26 protein-coding genes are annotated in these 15348 nt (G+C 41.2%); all 26 read left to right on the forward strand.

Going from position 1 to position 15348, the window contains the following annotated elements:
• Positions 1 to 29 precede the first annotated feature (29 nt).
• Positions 30 to 164, forward strand: coding sequence for a hypothetical protein (locus tag LG369_RS08515; RefSeq protein WP_024054483.1), 135 nt, complete (start codon positions 30 to 32; stop codon positions 162 to 164).
• A gap of 44 nt (positions 165 to 208) precedes the next feature.
• Positions 209 to 1762: a damage-inducible protein CinA gene (locus LG369_RS07945; RefSeq protein ID WP_070677844.1), complete on the forward strand. Its 1554-nt coding sequence runs from the start codon at positions 209 to 211 to the stop codon at positions 1760 to 1762.
• Positions 1763 to 1887: 125 nt separating this feature from the next.
• On the forward strand, positions 1888 to 4095 hold the full coding sequence (gene nrdD / locus LG369_RS07950; protein WP_070677873.1) for an anaerobic ribonucleoside-triphosphate reductase: 2208 nt from the start codon (positions 1888 to 1890) through the stop codon (positions 4093 to 4095).
• An 11-nt stretch (positions 4096 to 4106) separates the two neighbouring features.
• Positions 4107 to 4247, forward strand: coding sequence for a hypothetical protein (locus LG369_RS07955; protein ID WP_000521611.1), 141 nt, complete (start codon positions 4107 to 4109; stop codon positions 4245 to 4247).
• Between the two features lie 38 nt (positions 4248 to 4285).
• Positions 4286 to 4786: a GNAT family N-acetyltransferase gene (locus LG369_RS07960; protein WP_004251074.1), complete on the forward strand. Its 501-nt coding sequence runs from the start codon at positions 4286 to 4288 to the stop codon at positions 4784 to 4786.
• 5 nt (positions 4787 to 4791) lie between these two features.
• Positions 4792 to 5388 (forward strand): anaerobic ribonucleoside-triphosphate reductase activating protein, encoded by a 597-nt coding sequence (gene nrdG / locus LG369_RS07965; protein WP_004251085.1) that lies wholly within the window; start codon positions 4792 to 4794, stop codon positions 5386 to 5388.
• Positions 5385 to 6008: a uridine kinase gene (locus LG369_RS07970; RefSeq protein ID WP_004251086.1), complete on the forward strand. Its 624-nt coding sequence runs from the start codon at positions 5385 to 5387 to the stop codon at positions 6006 to 6008. Before nrdG ends, LG369_RS07970 begins: the two co-directional genes overlap by 4 nt.
• 265 nt (positions 6009 to 6273) lie before the next feature.
• Positions 6274 to 6582, forward strand: coding sequence for a 30S ribosomal protein S10 (gene rpsJ, locus LG369_RS07975; protein WP_001284511.1), 309 nt, complete (start codon positions 6274 to 6276; stop codon positions 6580 to 6582).
• An 82-nt stretch (positions 6583 to 6664) separates the two neighbouring features.
• Positions 6665 to 7291, forward strand: a complete 627-nt coding sequence (gene rplC, locus LG369_RS07980; RefSeq protein ID WP_004251088.1) for a 50S ribosomal protein L3 — start codon at positions 6665 to 6667, stop codon at positions 7289 to 7291.
• 24 nt (positions 7292 to 7315) lie between these two features.
• Positions 7316 to 7939 carry a 50S ribosomal protein L4 gene (gene rplD, locus LG369_RS07985; protein WP_000024549.1) on the forward strand — a complete coding sequence of 208 codons (624 nt, stop codon included), beginning with the start codon at positions 7316 to 7318 and terminating at the stop codon, positions 7937 to 7939.
• Positions 7939 to 8235 carry a 50S ribosomal protein L23 gene (locus LG369_RS07990; RefSeq protein ID WP_070677850.1) on the forward strand — a complete coding sequence of 99 codons (297 nt, stop codon included), beginning with the start codon at positions 7939 to 7941 and terminating at the stop codon, positions 8233 to 8235. Before rplD ends, LG369_RS07990 begins: the two co-directional genes overlap by 1 nt.
• 17 nt (positions 8236 to 8252) lie before the next feature.
• Complete coding sequence (gene rplB, locus LG369_RS07995) at positions 8253 to 9086, forward strand: 50S ribosomal protein L2 (RefSeq protein WP_000512910.1); 834 nt, start codon at positions 8253 to 8255, stop codon at positions 9084 to 9086.
• 102 nt (positions 9087 to 9188) lie between these two features.
• Positions 9189 to 9470 carry a 30S ribosomal protein S19 gene (gene rpsS, locus LG369_RS08000; RefSeq protein ID WP_000533766.1) on the forward strand — a complete coding sequence of 94 codons (282 nt, stop codon included), beginning with the start codon at positions 9189 to 9191 and terminating at the stop codon, positions 9468 to 9470.
• Positions 9471 to 9481: 11 nt separating this feature from the next.
• On the forward strand, positions 9482 to 9826 hold the full coding sequence (gene rplV / locus LG369_RS08005) for a 50S ribosomal protein L22 (RefSeq protein ID WP_000818137.1): 345 nt from the start codon (positions 9482 to 9484) through the stop codon (positions 9824 to 9826).
• Between the two features lie 12 nt (positions 9827 to 9838).
• Positions 9839 to 10492 carry a 30S ribosomal protein S3 gene (rpsC, locus tag LG369_RS08010; RefSeq protein ID WP_000529936.1) on the forward strand — a complete coding sequence of 218 codons (654 nt, stop codon included), beginning with the start codon at positions 9839 to 9841 and terminating at the stop codon, positions 10490 to 10492.
• Positions 10493 to 10495: 3 nt separating this feature from the next.
• Positions 10496 to 10909, forward strand: coding sequence for a 50S ribosomal protein L16 (gene rplP / locus LG369_RS08015; RefSeq protein WP_002928793.1), 414 nt, complete (start codon positions 10496 to 10498; stop codon positions 10907 to 10909).
• Positions 10910 to 10918: 9 nt separating this feature from the next.
• Entirely contained in the window at positions 10919 to 11125 is a 207-nt protein-coding gene (gene rpmC, locus LG369_RS08020; RefSeq protein WP_000772918.1) for a 50S ribosomal protein L29, read from the forward strand.
• Between the two features lie 24 nt (positions 11126 to 11149).
• Positions 11150 to 11410, forward strand: coding sequence for a 30S ribosomal protein S17 (gene rpsQ, locus LG369_RS08025; protein ID WP_000440801.1), 261 nt, complete (start codon positions 11150 to 11152; stop codon positions 11408 to 11410).
• A gap of 25 nt (positions 11411 to 11435) precedes the next feature.
• The gene (gene rplN, locus LG369_RS08030; RefSeq protein WP_002928796.1) at positions 11436 to 11804 is read left to right on the forward strand and encodes a 50S ribosomal protein L14; all 369 of its coding nucleotides are present in this window, start codon (positions 11436 to 11438) and stop codon (positions 11802 to 11804) included.
• A gap of 72 nt (positions 11805 to 11876) precedes the next feature.
• Complete coding sequence (gene rplX, locus LG369_RS08035) at positions 11877 to 12182, forward strand: 50S ribosomal protein L24 (RefSeq protein ID WP_000497691.1); 306 nt, start codon at positions 11877 to 11879, stop codon at positions 12180 to 12182.
• Between the two features lie 23 nt (positions 12183 to 12205).
• Positions 12206 to 12748, forward strand: a complete 543-nt coding sequence (gene rplE / locus LG369_RS08040; protein ID WP_000013542.1) for a 50S ribosomal protein L5 — start codon at positions 12206 to 12208, stop codon at positions 12746 to 12748.
• A 17-nt stretch (positions 12749 to 12765) separates the two neighbouring features.
• Positions 12766 to 12951 (forward strand): type Z 30S ribosomal protein S14, encoded by a 186-nt coding sequence (locus LG369_RS08045; protein WP_001085699.1) that lies wholly within the window; start codon positions 12766 to 12768, stop codon positions 12949 to 12951.
• A 284-nt stretch (positions 12952 to 13235) separates the two neighbouring features.
• Positions 13236 to 13634, forward strand: a complete 399-nt coding sequence (gene rpsH / locus LG369_RS08050) for a 30S ribosomal protein S8 (RefSeq protein WP_004251095.1) — start codon at positions 13236 to 13238, stop codon at positions 13632 to 13634.
• A gap of 225 nt (positions 13635 to 13859) precedes the next feature.
• A complete protein-coding gene (rplF, locus tag LG369_RS08055) occupies positions 13860 to 14396 on the forward strand; it encodes a 50S ribosomal protein L6 (protein ID WP_004251096.1) in 537 nt (178 codons plus the stop codon).
• Positions 14397 to 14479: 83 nt separating this feature from the next.
• On the forward strand, positions 14480 to 14836 hold the full coding sequence (gene rplR / locus LG369_RS08060; RefSeq protein ID WP_004251098.1) for a 50S ribosomal protein L18: 357 nt from the start codon (positions 14480 to 14482) through the stop codon (positions 14834 to 14836).
• A gap of 17 nt (positions 14837 to 14853) precedes the next feature.
• Positions 14854 to 15348 (forward strand): 30S ribosomal protein S5, encoded by a 495-nt coding sequence (rpsE, locus tag LG369_RS08065; RefSeq protein ID WP_004251100.1) that lies wholly within the window; start codon positions 14854 to 14856, stop codon positions 15346 to 15348.

The following is a 15348-nucleotide window of genomic DNA, read 5'->3' on the forward strand; positions in this document are numbered from 1 at the left end:
TTCGAATTAAGAGAAAAGGAGAAATGACTATGCTGACAGTAGAAGAAAAAAATTTTTTAGACCGCTATAAAAGAGTTTCATATCATCGTTTTTATGAGATTGAACGCTTTGTTACCTTGTCTGAAAAGTTGAGCGAACGTCCGCCAAAGGCTGACAAGAACTAGACTTTTTGATATACTAGAACAAATTAAAATATAGGAGAGAGCGAATGAACGTATATGGCAGATTAGAAGACGAACCAACTCCAACTTGGATGGGAAGTCAGGATGCTCCAGTAGAAAATGAGGAGCAACTCGAGGTTGAAACTCGTCAGCCTGCCCGCTTACCATTTTTGAATATCCTCATTTTGAGTACTCTAGTGGTCCTTGTGTCCGTAATTTTACCCTTCTTCTTAGGGTTAATAAGTCCGGAGCAATCTCAGGATTTTTATATTGGATGGGCTATGCATCAGAGCGGAGATATCTACACAGATTATTTTGGAACTAGTGGTCTCCTTTATTACTTTTTACAGTATTTAACAAAGGGCAGTATTTTATTTGCCGTCTTTAATTGGTTGGCTTTAGTAGGTGCCGGATTCTTTCTTTTCCGTTCGGCTTACAATCTGACGGAACAAAATAAGCAATCGCAACAAGTGTTGACAGTCTTTTATGTCCTGGCTAGTGCTCTTAGTTTTGGTGGGGGCTATGCAACTATTCTTGCACTCCCATTCTTGTTCTATTCCTTGAGTTTAGTAACAGCTTATTTGGCAGAACCAAGCCTTGACAAAGGATTTATCCGTATTGGAGCTAGCTTAGCTCTAGCATTTTTCTTTGCACCTTTGGTTACAACTTTGTACGCCTTTGTCTTGTTTTTTGCTGTAACAGCTTTTAATATTGGTCGCAAAAATTTGGCTCATGGTGTCTACCAATTTTTTGCAGCGGGCCTTGGTTTTTCAATTCTCTTTTATCCAATCGGATATTATACGGCTTATAAAGGTAGCTTTGGAAATGCGATTAGTCAAATCCTTTATCCATTAGATAGTTTAAACTTTACGTCTAACTCGGGATTACTCGACAATATCCTCTTTTATGGATTGTTAGCAATTGCTCTTGGAGCATTGACGTTTGCATTGACAGGTCTCTTCAAATATAAACCATTGAAGCAATCAGTCTTATCAATCACTGCTGCAATAGCTGTTGTTTTGGTATTAGTTTTAGAAATTTTCTCTACAGATCTTATCAATGGTAGTCGTATGGTTGAGTTACTTCCTTTCTTGTCGCTTCTTTTTCTGACACGAATTCCTACAGAGAAGCCAGAAGGAGCGAATCGTCGTAGAAGATCTAGAGAAGAAACTTCGGTATGGGGAGTTTTTGTAAAAGGAAATGCCTATCTACCAATTTTGGCTCTCGTTTATCTATTTTCAGCCCCTCTAGTATCACGATATTTACTTCATGCGGAACAATATCAAGAGCGCACAAGCATTGAAGCTAAGGTCAAAGGGGAAACTCAAGCTACAGATCGTATCTATGTTTGGGATAATCTGACAAGTAGTTATAAGGCTAGTGAACGTTTAGCTGCGAGTCAGTTGCTTTCGCCTAGGTTGCATACAGGACTTGGTGAAAATCGTACCAAACTTGTTAATGATCTGAGAGATAATCAACCAAAGATGATTGTAGTGAATACAAAAACAAGTCTATGGACAGAAGTTGAGCAGCTCTTAGCTGAAAATTATCAAGCGGTTCAAAGTGAATTCAAAGATTTTAAACTCTATAAATTAAAATAAAAACTATCAATATCTTGTGTAATTTTAAAAAATTTTTATTTTTTAACACAAGATATTGATTTTTATTTTTTTAGTGATATAATACTTTTTAGAATCAATATTATATTTAAGAAAAGGGTATGGATATGATTGTATTGGAAGAGAAGGCTGTCCCTGATCCGACTTTATTCGTCGAAAAACGTGACGGCAGACGTGTAATTTTTGATGTAGACAAGATTGACAAAGCGCTTCATAAGGCAGCTGAAAAGGTTATGGATGTAACCCCTTTGGTTGAAAAGCGACTTAGTACCCTAGTTGAACGTATCGTCGAAGAGATTCATAGTCGCTTTCCTCAAGGTGTAAAAATCTATGAAATCCAAAACATCGTAGAACATGAGTTATTGGAAGCTAAAGAATACGCCTTGGCCGAGGAGTATATCACCTATCGGACTCAAAGGGATTTTGAGCGCTCAAAAGCGACAGATATCAACTTTAGTATTCATAAACTTCTCAATAAAGATCAGGCAGTTGTCAATGAAAATGCCAATAAGGATAGTGATGTTTTTAATACCCAGCGTGATTTGACGGCAGGGATTGTTGGGAAATCCATCGGACTTCAAATGCTTCCTAAACATGTGGCTAATGCCCATCAAAAAGGAGATATCCACTATCATGATTTGGACTACAGTCCCTATACCCCTATGACCAACTGCTGTTTGATTGATTTCAAGGGCATGTTGGAAAATGGTTTTAAGATTGGGAATGCTGAGGTAGAGAGTCCCAAATCTATCCAGACTGCGACAGCGCAGATTTCACAAATCATCGCAAACGTTGCTTCTAGCCAGTATGGGGGCTGTTCAGCTGACCGTATCGATGAAGTATTGGCTCCTTATGCAGAGAAAAATTACCAAAAGCACCTCAAAGATGCGGAGGAATGGGTTCTGCCTGATAAGCGCCAAGAATATGCCTGGAAGAAAACCCAAAAAGACATCTACGATGCCATGCAATCTCTAGAGTACGAGATTAATACCCTCTTTACATCAAATGGGCAAACGCCATTTACCTCTCTTGGTTTCGGTCTAGGAACCAGTCGTTTTGAACGTGAAATTCAAAAGGCAATCCTGAACATTCGTATCAAGGGGCTTGGTTCGGAACATCGAACAGCCATCTTCCCTAAACTCATCTTTACGCTAAAAAGAGGACTCAACTTAGAGGAAGGCTCTCCTAACTACGACATCAAACAGTTGGCTCTTGAGTGTGCAACCAAGCGCATGTACCCAGATGTCTTGTCTTATGATAAGATTGTCGAGTTGACAGGTTCTTTCAAGGTTCCGATGGGATGTCGTTCATTCCTTCAAGGATGGAAGGATGAAAATGGAGTAGAAGTCAATTCGGGCCGTATGAATCTAGGGGTCGTGACGGTTAATCTTCCTCGTATCGCACTTGAATCCGAAGGCGACCTGAACAAGTTCTGGGAAATCTTCAATGAGCGTATGAATATCGCGGAAGATGCCTTGGTTTACCGTGTGGAAAGAACCAAGGAAGCCACTCCAGCTAATGCACCAATTCTTTATCAATATGGTGCCTTCGGACGTCGTCTTGGTAAAGAAGAAAGAGTTGACGAGCTCTTTAAGAACCGTCGTGCGACTGTTTCGCTTGGCTACATTGGACTTTATGAAGTAGCGACAGTATTCTTTGGCAACAATTGGGAAACTAATCCAGAAGCTAAAGAATTCACCCTTAATATCATTCGAGATATGAAACATCGAGTGGAAGAGTGGTCAGACCAATATGGGTATCATTTCTCTATTTATTCAACACCATCTGAAAGTCTGACAGACCGCTTCTGCCGCTTGGATACAGAGAAATTTGGCTCTATTCCAGACATTACTGATAAAGAATACTACACAAATTCCTTCCATTATGATGTGCGTAAAAATCCAACTCCTTTTGAAAAACTAGATTTTGAAAAGGTTTATCCAGAAGCAGGTGCATCAGGTGGCTTTATCCACTACTGCGAGTATCCTGTTCTCCAACAAAACCCAAAGGCCTTGGAAGCTGTGTGGGACTATGCTTATGACCGTGTAGGTTATCTAGGAACCAATACTCCGATTGACCGTTGCTACAAGTGTGATTTTGAAGGAGATTTTGAACCTACTGAGAGAGGATTTGCTTGTCCTAACTGTGGAAATAACGATCCTAAAACAGTAGATGTGGTTAAACGGACCTGTGGCTATCTTGGGAACCCACAAGCGCGTCCGATGGTTAATGGACGCCACAAGGAAATTGCTGCGCGTGTCAAACACATGAACGGTTCTACTATCAAAACAGCAGGACATGAAGTAAGAAATTAGAAAGAGATAGCATGGGAAAATATCAATTAGATGATAAAGGCAAGGCCTTGGTTCAACGATTCCACGAAAAACATTCAAAGGGTGGAGTCAATAAAAAAGACCGAGTAGCTAGCCTTAGAGAACAATTTTTAAACAAGAACAAGAAAAAGTGAGAGTTGCCTCTCGCTTTTCTTATAGCGGGGAGGGGAATATGGAACTACGCAGACCAAGATTGGCAGATAAAGAAACAGTTTTAGAGATGATGGCAGAGTTTGAACAGACTCAATCAGCCCACGATGGCGGATTTTGGGATGCTGAGAATTTTGTTTATGAAGAGTGGTTAGAAGAAAATCTTCAAGCGGAAGCGGGACTCAATATTCCTGAAAACTGGGTTCCTTCTATTCAATTTGTATCATTTGATGATGTAGGTTGTGCTTTAGGGTTTTTGAATCTGCGATTAAGACTGAATGAGGGCTTGCTGAATTATGCTGGCCACATTGGCTACTCTATTCGTCCATCTGAAAGAGGTAAGGATTATGCGAAAGAATCCCTCCGACAAGGTCTACAAGTTGCTAAGGGAAAAAATATTAAACGAGCTTTAGTGACTTGTAGCACAGAAAATCCAGCAAGCCGAGCTGTTATCTTAGCTAATGGTGGGGAGTTGGAGGATGTTCGAAATGGAACGGAGCGCTATTGGATAGACTTGGAGTAGAAAGCATGACATGGAATACACCAAAACCAGGCGAGTGGAAAAGTGAAGAACTCAGTCAGGGGCGCATCATTGACTATAAGGCTTTTAACTTTGTCGATGGAGAGGGGGTGCGCAATTCTCTCTATGTAGCAGGTTGCATGTTTCACTGTGAGGGCTGTTATAATGTTGCGACCTGGTCCTTTAATGCAGGCATACCTTATACCCCAGAGTTGGAAGAGCAAATCATAGTAGACCTAGCCCAACCCTATGTTCAAGGCTTGACTTTATTAGGAGGAGAACCCTTCCTAAATACAGGAATCCTCTTGCCGCTCGTGAAACGTATCCGGAAAGAATTGCCAGAAAAAGATATCTGGTCTTGGACGGGATACACATGGGAAGAGATGATGTTGGAGACACCTGATAAACTGGAGCTCTTGTCAATGATTGATATCTTGGTTGATGGACGGTATGATAAAAGCAAGCGTAATCTCATGCTTCAATTCCGTGGCTCTTCCAATCAACGAATTATCGATGTACAAAAATCTATGCAAAGTGGAAAAGTAGTTATTTGGGACAAGCTTAATGATGGGAAGCAAAGCTATGAACAGGTGAAGAGAGAATGAAGAAAAAAGACTTAATAGAAAGACTAGTATCAGAAATAGAGTCCGGAAAAGTAAAAACGCTGGGTATTTACGGTCATGGGGCTTCAGGGAAATCAACCTTCGCTCAGGAATTGTATCAAGCCCTAGATTCTACTACAGTAAATTTGCTAGAAACAGATCCCTATATCACCTCAGAACGTCACCTGGTAGTACCAAAGCAAGCACCTGATCAAAAGGTGACAGCCTGTCTGCCAGTGGCGCATGAACTGGCAAGTTTGCAGAGAGATATTCTCGCCCTGCAGGCGGGTATGGATGTCTTGACAATCGAAGAACCTTGGAAAGCTAGTGAAATCTTGTCTGGTTCTAAACCAATTCTGATAGTCGAAGGGATGTCTGTGGGTTTTCTACCCAAGGAACTCTTTGACAAAACTGTCTGTTTCTACACGAATGAAGAGACAGAATTAAAGAGGCGTCTAGCTCGAGATACGACTGTGAGAAATCGCGATGCGTCCTTTATATTGGCTAGTCAGCAAATGAGACGAGAACAGTATCTGCAATACTATAAAGAAACCGAGTCAAAAGCGGATATCTTGATAAATCAATCAAATGATAAATTTCAGATCAAAACGAATATTATATAGAAGAAAAAATAAAAATTCGCTCTTCATTTATGCTTATTTGAGATAAGGAGCGATAAGAAAACAGTTTCATTCGAAAAATTAAAAAAATCCTGTCAAATCCCTTGCAATCGCAGGGGCTTTGTGTTATTCTATTATGGTGCTGTAAATTACAGCCTTAGCTTTGATGCAAGAGGTTGCGACACGCTCGGTTGCATTGCCACGCAACGCGCGTCGGTTTTCTTGTGGAGCTAGCCTATTATCTTAAATAGACGAAAAGGAGAAAAAGATGGCAAACAAAAAAATCCGTATCCGTTTGAAAGCTTACGAACACCGTACGCTTGACACAGCGGCTGCTAAAATCGTAGAATCAGCTACTCGCACAGGTGCAGAAGTTGCAGGTCCAATCCCACTTCCAACTGAACGTAGCCTCTACACAATTATTCGTGCGACTCACAAATATAAAGACTCTCGCGAACAATTCGAAATGCGTACACACAAACGTTTGATCGATATCATCAACCCAACTCAAAAAACAGTTGACGCTTTGATGAAATTGGATCTTCCAAGTGGTGTAAACGTAGAAATCAAACTTTAATCTAAAGTTTGAAACCTTGAGCATAAAAAACGCTCGTTAAAAACTTTTTGAATAAAAAATATAGAAAAGGAACTATTTTCTCATGACAAAAGGAATCTTAGGGAAAAAAGTGGGAATGACTCAAATCTTCACTGAAGCTGGCGAATTGATCCCTGTAACAGTTATCGAAGCAACTCCAAACGTTGTTCTTCAAGTTAAAACTGTTGAAACAGATGGTTACAACGCTATCCAAGTTGGTTTCGATGACAAACGCGAAGTATTGAGCAACAAACCTGCTAAAGGACATGTAGCAAAAGCTAACACGGCTCCTAAGCGCTTCATTCGTGAATTCAAAAACGTTGAAGGCTTGGAAGTTGGTGCTGAAATCACAGTTGAAACTTTCGCAGCTGGAGACATTGTTGATGTAACTGGTACATCTAAAGGTAAAGGTTTCCAAGGTGTTATCAAACGCCACGGACAATCACGTGGACCTATGGCTCACGGTTCTCGTTACCACCGTCGTCCAGGTTCTATGGGACCTGTTGCACCTAACCGCGTATTCAAAGGTAAAAACCTTGCAGGACGTATGGGTGGCGACCGCGTAACAATTCAAAACCTTGAAGTTGTACAAGTTGTTCCAGAAAAGAACGTTATCCTTATCAAAGGTAACGTACCAGGTGCTAAGAAATCTCTTATCACTATCAAGTCAGCAGTTAAAGCTGGTAAATAATAAGGAAAGGGGAATACAGTCAAAATGGCAAATGTAACATTATTCGACCAAACTGGTAAACAAGCGGGCGAAGTTGTTCTTAACGATGCAATCTTTGGTATCGAACCAAACCAATCTGTTGTGTTTGATGTGATCATCAGCCAACGTGCTAGCCTTCGTCAAGGAACTCACGCAGTTAAAAACCGCTCAGCTGTTTCAGGTGGCGGACGCAAACCATGGCGTCAAAAAGGAACTGGACGTGCTCGTCAAGGTTCTATCCGCTCTCCACAATGGCGTGGTGGTGGAATCGTCTTCGGACCAACTCCACGTAGCTATGCGTACAAACTTCCTCAAAAAGTTCGTCGCCTTGCGCTTAAATCTGTTTACTCAGAGAAAGTTGCTGAAAACAAATTTGTAGCCGTTGATTCTCTTGAATTTACAGCTCCAAAAACTGCTGAATTTGCAAAAGTTCTTGCAGCTTTGAGCATCGATTCTAAAGTCCTTGTTATTCTTGAAGAAGGAAACGAATTCGCAGCTCTCTCAGCTCGTAACCTTCCAAACGTGAAAGTTGCGACTGCTACAACTGCAAGTGTTCTTGACATCGCAAATAGTGACAAACTTCTTGTTACTCAAGCAGCTATCTCTAAAATCGAGGAGGTTCTTGCATAATGAATTTGTATGATGTTATCAAAAAACCTGTTATCACTGAAAGCTCAATGGCTCAACTTGAAGCAGGGAAATATGTATTTGAAGTTGACACTCGTGCACACAAACTTTTGATCAAGCAAGCTGTTGAAGCTGCTTTCGAAGGTGTTAAAGTTGCAAATGTTAACACAATCAACGTAAAACCTAAAGCTAAACGTGTTGGACGTTACACTGGTTTTACTAACAAAACTAAAAAAGCTATCATCACTCTTACAGCTGATTCAAAAGCAATCGAGTTGTTTGCAGCTGATGCTGAATAATCTAAGGAGGAAATATCGTGGGAATTCGTGTTTATAAACCAACAACAAACGGTCGCCGTAATATGACTTCTTTGGATTTCGCTGAAATCACAACAAGCACTCCTGAAAAATCATTGCTTGTTGCATTGAAGAGCAAGGCTGGTCGTAACAACAACGGTCGTATCACAGTTCGTCACCAAGGTGGTGGACACAAACGTTTCTACCGTTTGGTTGACTTTAAACGTAACAAAGACAACGTTGAAGCAGTTGTTAAAACTATCGAGTACGATCCAAACCGTTCTGCAAACATCGCTCTTGTACACTACACTGACGGTGTGAAAGCATACATCATCGCTCCAAAAGGTCTTGAAGTAGGTCAACGTATCGTTTCAGGTCCAGAAGCAGATATCAAAGTCGGAAACGCTCTTCCACTTGCTAACATCCCAGTTGGTACTTTGATCCACAACATCGAATTGAAACCAGGTCGTGGTGGAGAATTGGTACGTGCTGCTGGAGCTTCTGCTCAAGTATTGGGTCAAGAAGGTAAGTACGTTCTTGTTCGTCTTCAATCAGGTGAAGTTCGTATGATTCTTGGAACTTGTCGTGCAACAGTTGGTGTTGTCGGAAACGAACAACATGGACTTGTAAACCTTGGTAAAGCAGGACGTAGCCGTTGGAAAGGTATCCGCCCAACAGTTCGTGGTTCTGTAATGAACCCTAACGATCACCCACACGGTGGTGGTGAAGGTAAAGCACCAGTTGGTCGTAAAGCACCATCAACTCCATGGGGCAAACCTGCTCTTGGTCTTAAAACTCGTAACAAGAAAGCGAAATCTGACAAACTTATCGTTCGTCGTCGCAACGAGAAATAATTTAAAATTAGTCGCTTAAGCGCTAGATAATCCGCCAGCTCGGTAGCGCTCGTTGAGAGCGCAAGCCGCTGTGGTACTATATTTAAAGGAGAAAATATAAAAATGGGACGCAGTCTTAAAAAAGGACCTTTCGTCGATGAGCATTTGATGAAAAAAGTTGAAGCTCAAGCTAACGACGAAAAGAAAAAAGTTATCAAAACTTGGTCACGTCGTTCAACGATCTTCCCAAGTTTCATTGGTTACACTATCGCAGTTTATGATGGACGTAAACACGTACCTGTTTACATCCAAGAAGACATGGTAGGTCACAAGCTTGGTGAATTTGCACCAACTCGTACTTACAAAGGTCACGCCGCAGACGACAAGAAGACACGTAGAAAATAAGGAGAACATAAATGGCAGAAATTACTTCAGCTAAAGCAATGGCTCGCACAGTACGTGTTTCACCTCGTAAATCACGTCTTGTTCTTGACAACATCCGTGGTAAAAGTGTAGCCGATGCAATCGCAATTTTGACATTCACTCCAAACAAAGCTGCTGAAATCATCTTGAAAGTTTTGAACTCAGCTGTAGCTAACGCTGAAAACAACTTTGGTTTGGATAAAGCTAACTTGGTAGTATCTGAAGCATTTGCAAACGAAGGACCAACTATGAAACGTTTCCGTCCACGTGCGAAGGGTTCAGCTTCACCAATCAACAAACGTACAGCTCACATCACTGTAGCTGTTGCAGAAAAATAAGGAGGTAAAATCGTGGGTCAAAAAGTACATCCAATTGGTATGCGTGTCGGCATCATCCGTGATTGGGATGCCAAATGGTATGCTGAAAAAGAATACGCGGATTACCTTCATGAAGATCTTGCAATCCGTAAATTCGTTCAAAAAGAACTTGCTGACGCAGCAGTTTCAACTATTGAAATCGAACGCGCAGTAAACAAAGTTAACGTTTCACTTCACACTGCTAAACCAGGTATGGTTATCGGTAAAGGTGGTGCTAACGTTGATGCACTCCGTGCAAAACTTAACAAATTGACTGGAAAACAAGTACACATCAACATCATCGAAATCAAACAACCTGATTTGGATGCTCACCTTGTTGGTGAAGGAATTGCTCGTCAATTGGAGCAACGTGTTGCTTTCCGTCGTGCACAAAAACAAGCAATCCAACGTGCTATGCGTGCTGGAGCTAAAGGAATTAAAACTCAAGTATCAGGTCGTTTGAACGGTGCAGATATTGCCCGTGCTGAAGGATACTCTGAAGGAACAGTTCCACTTCACACACTTCGCGCAGATATCGATTACGCTTGGGAAGAAGCAGATACTACATACGGTAAACTTGGTGTTAAAGTATGGATCTACCGTGGTGAAGTTCTTCCAGCTCGTAAAAACACTAAAGGAGGTAAATAACCAATGTTAGTACCTAAACGTGTTAAACACCGTCGTGAATTCCGTGGTAAAATGCGCGGTGAAGCTAAAGGTGGGAAAGAAGTAGCATTCGGTGAATACGGTCTTCAAGCTACAACTAGCCACTGGATCACTAACCGCCAAATCGAAGCTGCTCGTATCGCCATGACTCGTTACATGAAACGTGGTGGTAAAGTTTGGATTAAAATCTTCCCACACAAATCTTACACAGCTAAAGCTATCGGGGTTCGTATGGGATCTGGTAAAGGGGCACCTGAAGGTTGGGTAGCACCAGTTAAACGTGGTAAAGTAATGTTTGAAGTTGCTGGTGTATCTGAAGAAGTTGCTCGCGAAGCGCTTCGTCTTGCAAGCCACAAATTGCCAGTTAAATGTAAATTCGTAAAACGTGAAGCAGAATAAGGAGAAGGCATGAAACTTAATGAAGTAAAAGAATTTGTTAAAGAACTTCGTGGTCTTTCTCAAGAAGAACTCGCGAAGCGCGAAAACGAATTGAAAAAAGAATTGTTCGAACTTCGTTTCCAAGCTGCTACTGGTCAATTAGAACAAACAGCTCGCTTGAAAGAAGTTAAAAAACAAATCGCTCGTATCAAAACAGTTCAATCTGAAGCGAAATAATAGACTAGGGAAGGAGAAATTTCAATGGAACGCAATAATCGTAAAGTTCTTGTTGGACGTGTTGTATCTGACAAAATGGACAAGACAATCACAGTTGTAGTTGAAACAAAACGTAACCACCCAGTCTATGGTAAACGTATTAACTACTCTAAAAAATACAAAGCACATGATGAAAACAATGTTGCCAAAGAAGGCGATATCGTACGTATCATGGAAACTCGCCCGCTTTCAGCTACAAAACGTTTCCGTCTTGTAGAAGTTGTTGAAGAAGCGGTAATCATCTAATCAAACCTGAAAGGAGAAAACTGAAATGATTCAAACAGAAACTCGTTTGAAAGTCGCAGACAACAGCGGTGCTCGCGAAATCTTGACTATCAAAGTTCTTGGTGGTTCAGGACGTAAATTTGCAAACATCGGTGATGTTATTGTGGCATCTGTAAAACAAGCTACTCCTGGTGGTGCGGTTAAAAAAGGTGACGTTGTTAAAGCAGTTATCGTTCGTACTAAATCAGGTGCTCGTCGTGCTGATGGTTCATACATCAAATTTGACGAAAACGCAGCAGTTATCATCCGTGACGACAAAACTCCTCGCGGAACACGTATCTTTGGCCCAGTTGCACGTGAATTGCGTGAAGGTGGCTTCATGAAGATCGTGTCACTTGCTCCAGAAGTACTTTAATCAATAAAAACAAACACAGTCCCCTGGCTTAGCCAGGGTGCCCATTGGGCGTAAGAATAAAAGGAGAAAAAAATGTTTGTAAAAAAAGGCGACAAAGTTCGCGTAATCGCTGGTAAAGATAAGGGAACAGAAGCTGTTGTCCTTACTGCCCTTCCAAAAGTAAACAAAGTTATCGTTGAAGGTGTTAACATCGTTAAGAAACACCAACGTCCAACTAACGAACTTCCTCAAGGTGGTATCATCGAGAAGGAAGCAGCTATCCACGTATCAAACGTTCAAGTTTTGGACAAAAATGGTGTAGCTGGTCGTGTTGGTTACAAATTTGTAGACGGTAAAAAAGTTCGCTACAACAAAAAATCAGGCGAAGTGCTTGATTAATCACGAAGGAAAGGAGAAGTATAATGGCAAATCGTTTAAAAGAAAAATATCTTAATGAAGTAGTTCCTGCTTTGACAGAACAATTTAACTACTCATCAGTGATGGCTGTTCCTAAAGTGGATAAGATCGTTTTGAACATGGGTGTTGGTGAAGCAGTATCAAACGCTAAAAGTCTTGAAAAAGCTGCTGAAGAATTGGCGCTTATCTCAGGTCAAAAACCACTTATCACTAAAGCTAAAAAATCTATCGCCGGCTTCCGTCTTCGTGAAGGTGTTGCGATCGGTGCAAAAGTTACCCTTCGTGGTGAACGTATGTACGAATTCTTGGATAAATTGGTTTCAGTATCACTTCCACGTGTACGTGACTTCCACGGTGTTCCAACAAAATCATTTGACGGACGCGGAAACTACACACTTGGTGTGAAAGAGCAATTGATTTTCCCAGAAATCAACTTTGATGACGTTGACAAAACTCGTGGTCTTGACATCGTTATCGTTACTACTGCTAACACTGACGAAGAGTCACGTGCATTGCTTACAGGCCTTGGAATGCCTTTTGCAAAATAATATAGGAGGTATAACTAATGGCTAAAAAATCTATGATTGCTAAGAACAAACGCCCAGCGAAGTTCTCTACTCAAGCATACACTCGCTGTGAACGTTGTGGACGTCCACACTCAGTTTACCGCAAGTTTAAACTTTGCCGTGTTTGCTTCCGTGAATTGGCATATAAAGGTCAAATCCCTGGTGTAACAAAAGCATCTTGGTAATTTAAGATATCAAGGGCGTCAAAACTCTAAGTGAAAATAGGAAATTTGACGAAGAAACTTTAGTTTCTAGGAAAGTTTATCTTTTTCGCGCAGAGTTTAGCCCGGGTTCAGTTGGGCCCGCCAATTTGAACACGAGCTACAGCTTTGGCAAAAAAGACCAATTTTCTTTGGAGCATCGCTCCTGCATCAAATTGCCTATTTTTGCTCTAGCTGTTACGCTCTCTGTATCATGTATTAACTAGCAAGTGCAACTTGCAAACTACTAGTAAGAGGAGAAAAATAAAATGGTTATGACTGACCCAATCGCAGACTTCCTAACTCGTATTCGTAACGCTAACCAAGCAAAACACGAAGTACTTGAAGTGCCTGCATCAAACATCAAAAAAGGGATTGCTGAAATCCTTAAACGCGAAGGTTTTGTTAAGAACGTAGAAATCATCGAAGATGACAAACAAGGCATCATCCGTGTATTCCTTAAATACGGAGCAAACGGTGAACGAGTTATCACTAACTTGAAACGCGTTTCTAAACCAGGACTTCGTGTCTACAAAAAACGTGAAGATCTTCCAAAAGTACTTAACGGCCTTGGAATTGCTATCCTTTCAACTTCAGAAGGTTTGCTTACTGATAAAGAAGCTCGCCAAAAGAATGTTGGTGGGGAAGTTATCGCTTACGTTTGGTAATTGATGATGTGAGAGCGTTAAAAGAATGCAGTGAAAATAGGAAGTTTGTAGCAGGAGCGATGCTCCAAGACAAACTTATCTTTTTCACCAAATTCTTAGCTCGAACTCAAATCAAGATACACAGTTCTTAGAGCGTGTTCAGTTCAGCTCTTGAACTAAACAAGTATCTTAAACCCCGTGAAAACTGGCCTTTATGGCCTGACAATTTAACAGGAGAATAAAAACATGTCACGTATTGGTAATAAAGTTATCGTGTTGCCTGCTGGTGTTGAACTCACTAACAATGACAACGTTGTAACTGTAAAAGGACCTAAAGGAGAACTTACTCGTGAGTTCTCAAAAGATATTGAAATCCGTGTGGAAGGTACTGAAGTAACTCTTCACCGTCCAAACGATTCAAAAGAAATGAAAACTATCCACGGAACTACTCGTGCACTTTTGAACAACATGGTTATTGGTGTTTCAGAAGGATTCAAGAAAGAACTTGAAATGCGTGGGGTTGGTTACCGTGCTCAACTTCAAGGAAACAAACTTGTTTTGGCTGTTGGTAAATCACATCCAGATGAAGTTGAAGCTCCAGCAGGAATTACTTTTGAACTTCCAAACCCAACGACTATCGTTATCAGCGGAATTTCAAAAGAAAAAGTTGGTCAAACAGCTGCTTACGTACGTAGCCTTCGTTCACCAGAACCATACAAAGGTAAAGGTATCCGTTACGTTGGCGAATATGTTCGTCTTAAAGAAGGTAAAACTGGTAAATAATGTTGAGTGGTTGATTTTCAACCACCAACCTCATTACCAACTTTGTGCATAGCACACGATTTAAAATTAAAGAGGTGAAAACTGTGATTTCTAAACCAGATAAAAACAAACTCCGCCAAAAACGCCACCGTCGCGTTCGCGGAAAACTCTCTGGAACTGCTGATCGCCCACGTTTGAACGTATTCCGTTCTAATACAGGCATCTACGCTCAAGTGATTGATGACGTAGCGGGTGTAACGCTCGCAAGTGCTTCAACTCTTGACAAAGAAGTTTCAAAAGGAACTAAAACTGAACAAGCCGTTGCTGTCGGTAAACTCGTTGCAGAACGTGCAAGTGCTAAAGGTATTTCAGAAGTGGTGTTCGACCGCGGTGGATATCTATATCACGGACGTGTGAAAGCTTTGGCTGATGCAGCTCGTGAAAACGGATTGAAATTCTAATAGGAGGACACTAGAAAATGGCATTTAAAGACAATGCAGTAGAACTTGAAGAACGCGTAGTTGCTGTTAACCGTGTTACAAAAGTTGTTAAGGGTGGACGTCGTCTTCGTTTCGCAGCTCTTGTAGTTGTTGGTGACCGCAATGGTCGTGTAGGATTTGGTACTGGTAAAGCTCAAGAAGTTCCAGAAGCAATCCGCAAAGCAGTAGAAGATGCTAAGAAAAACTTGATCGAAGTTCCTATGGTTGGAACAACAATCCCACATGAAGTTCTTTCAGAATTTGGTGGAGCTAAAGTATTGTTGAAACCAGCTGTAGAAGGTTCTGGAGTTGCCGCAGGTGGTGCAGTTCGTGCCGTTGTGGAATTGGCAGGTGTGGCAGATATTACATCTAAATCACTTGGCTCTAACACTCCAATCAACATTGTTCGCGCAACTGTTGAAGGTTTGAAACAATTGAAACGCGCTGAAGAAGTTGCTGCCCTTCGTGGTATTTCAGTTTCTGATTTGGCATAA

The sequence above is a fragment of the Streptococcus sp. Marseille-Q4154 genome, assembly GCF_916700545.1.
In the GTDB taxonomy this organism is placed as follows: Bacteria; Bacillota; Bacilli; order Lactobacillales; family Streptococcaceae; genus Streptococcus; species Streptococcus infantis_I.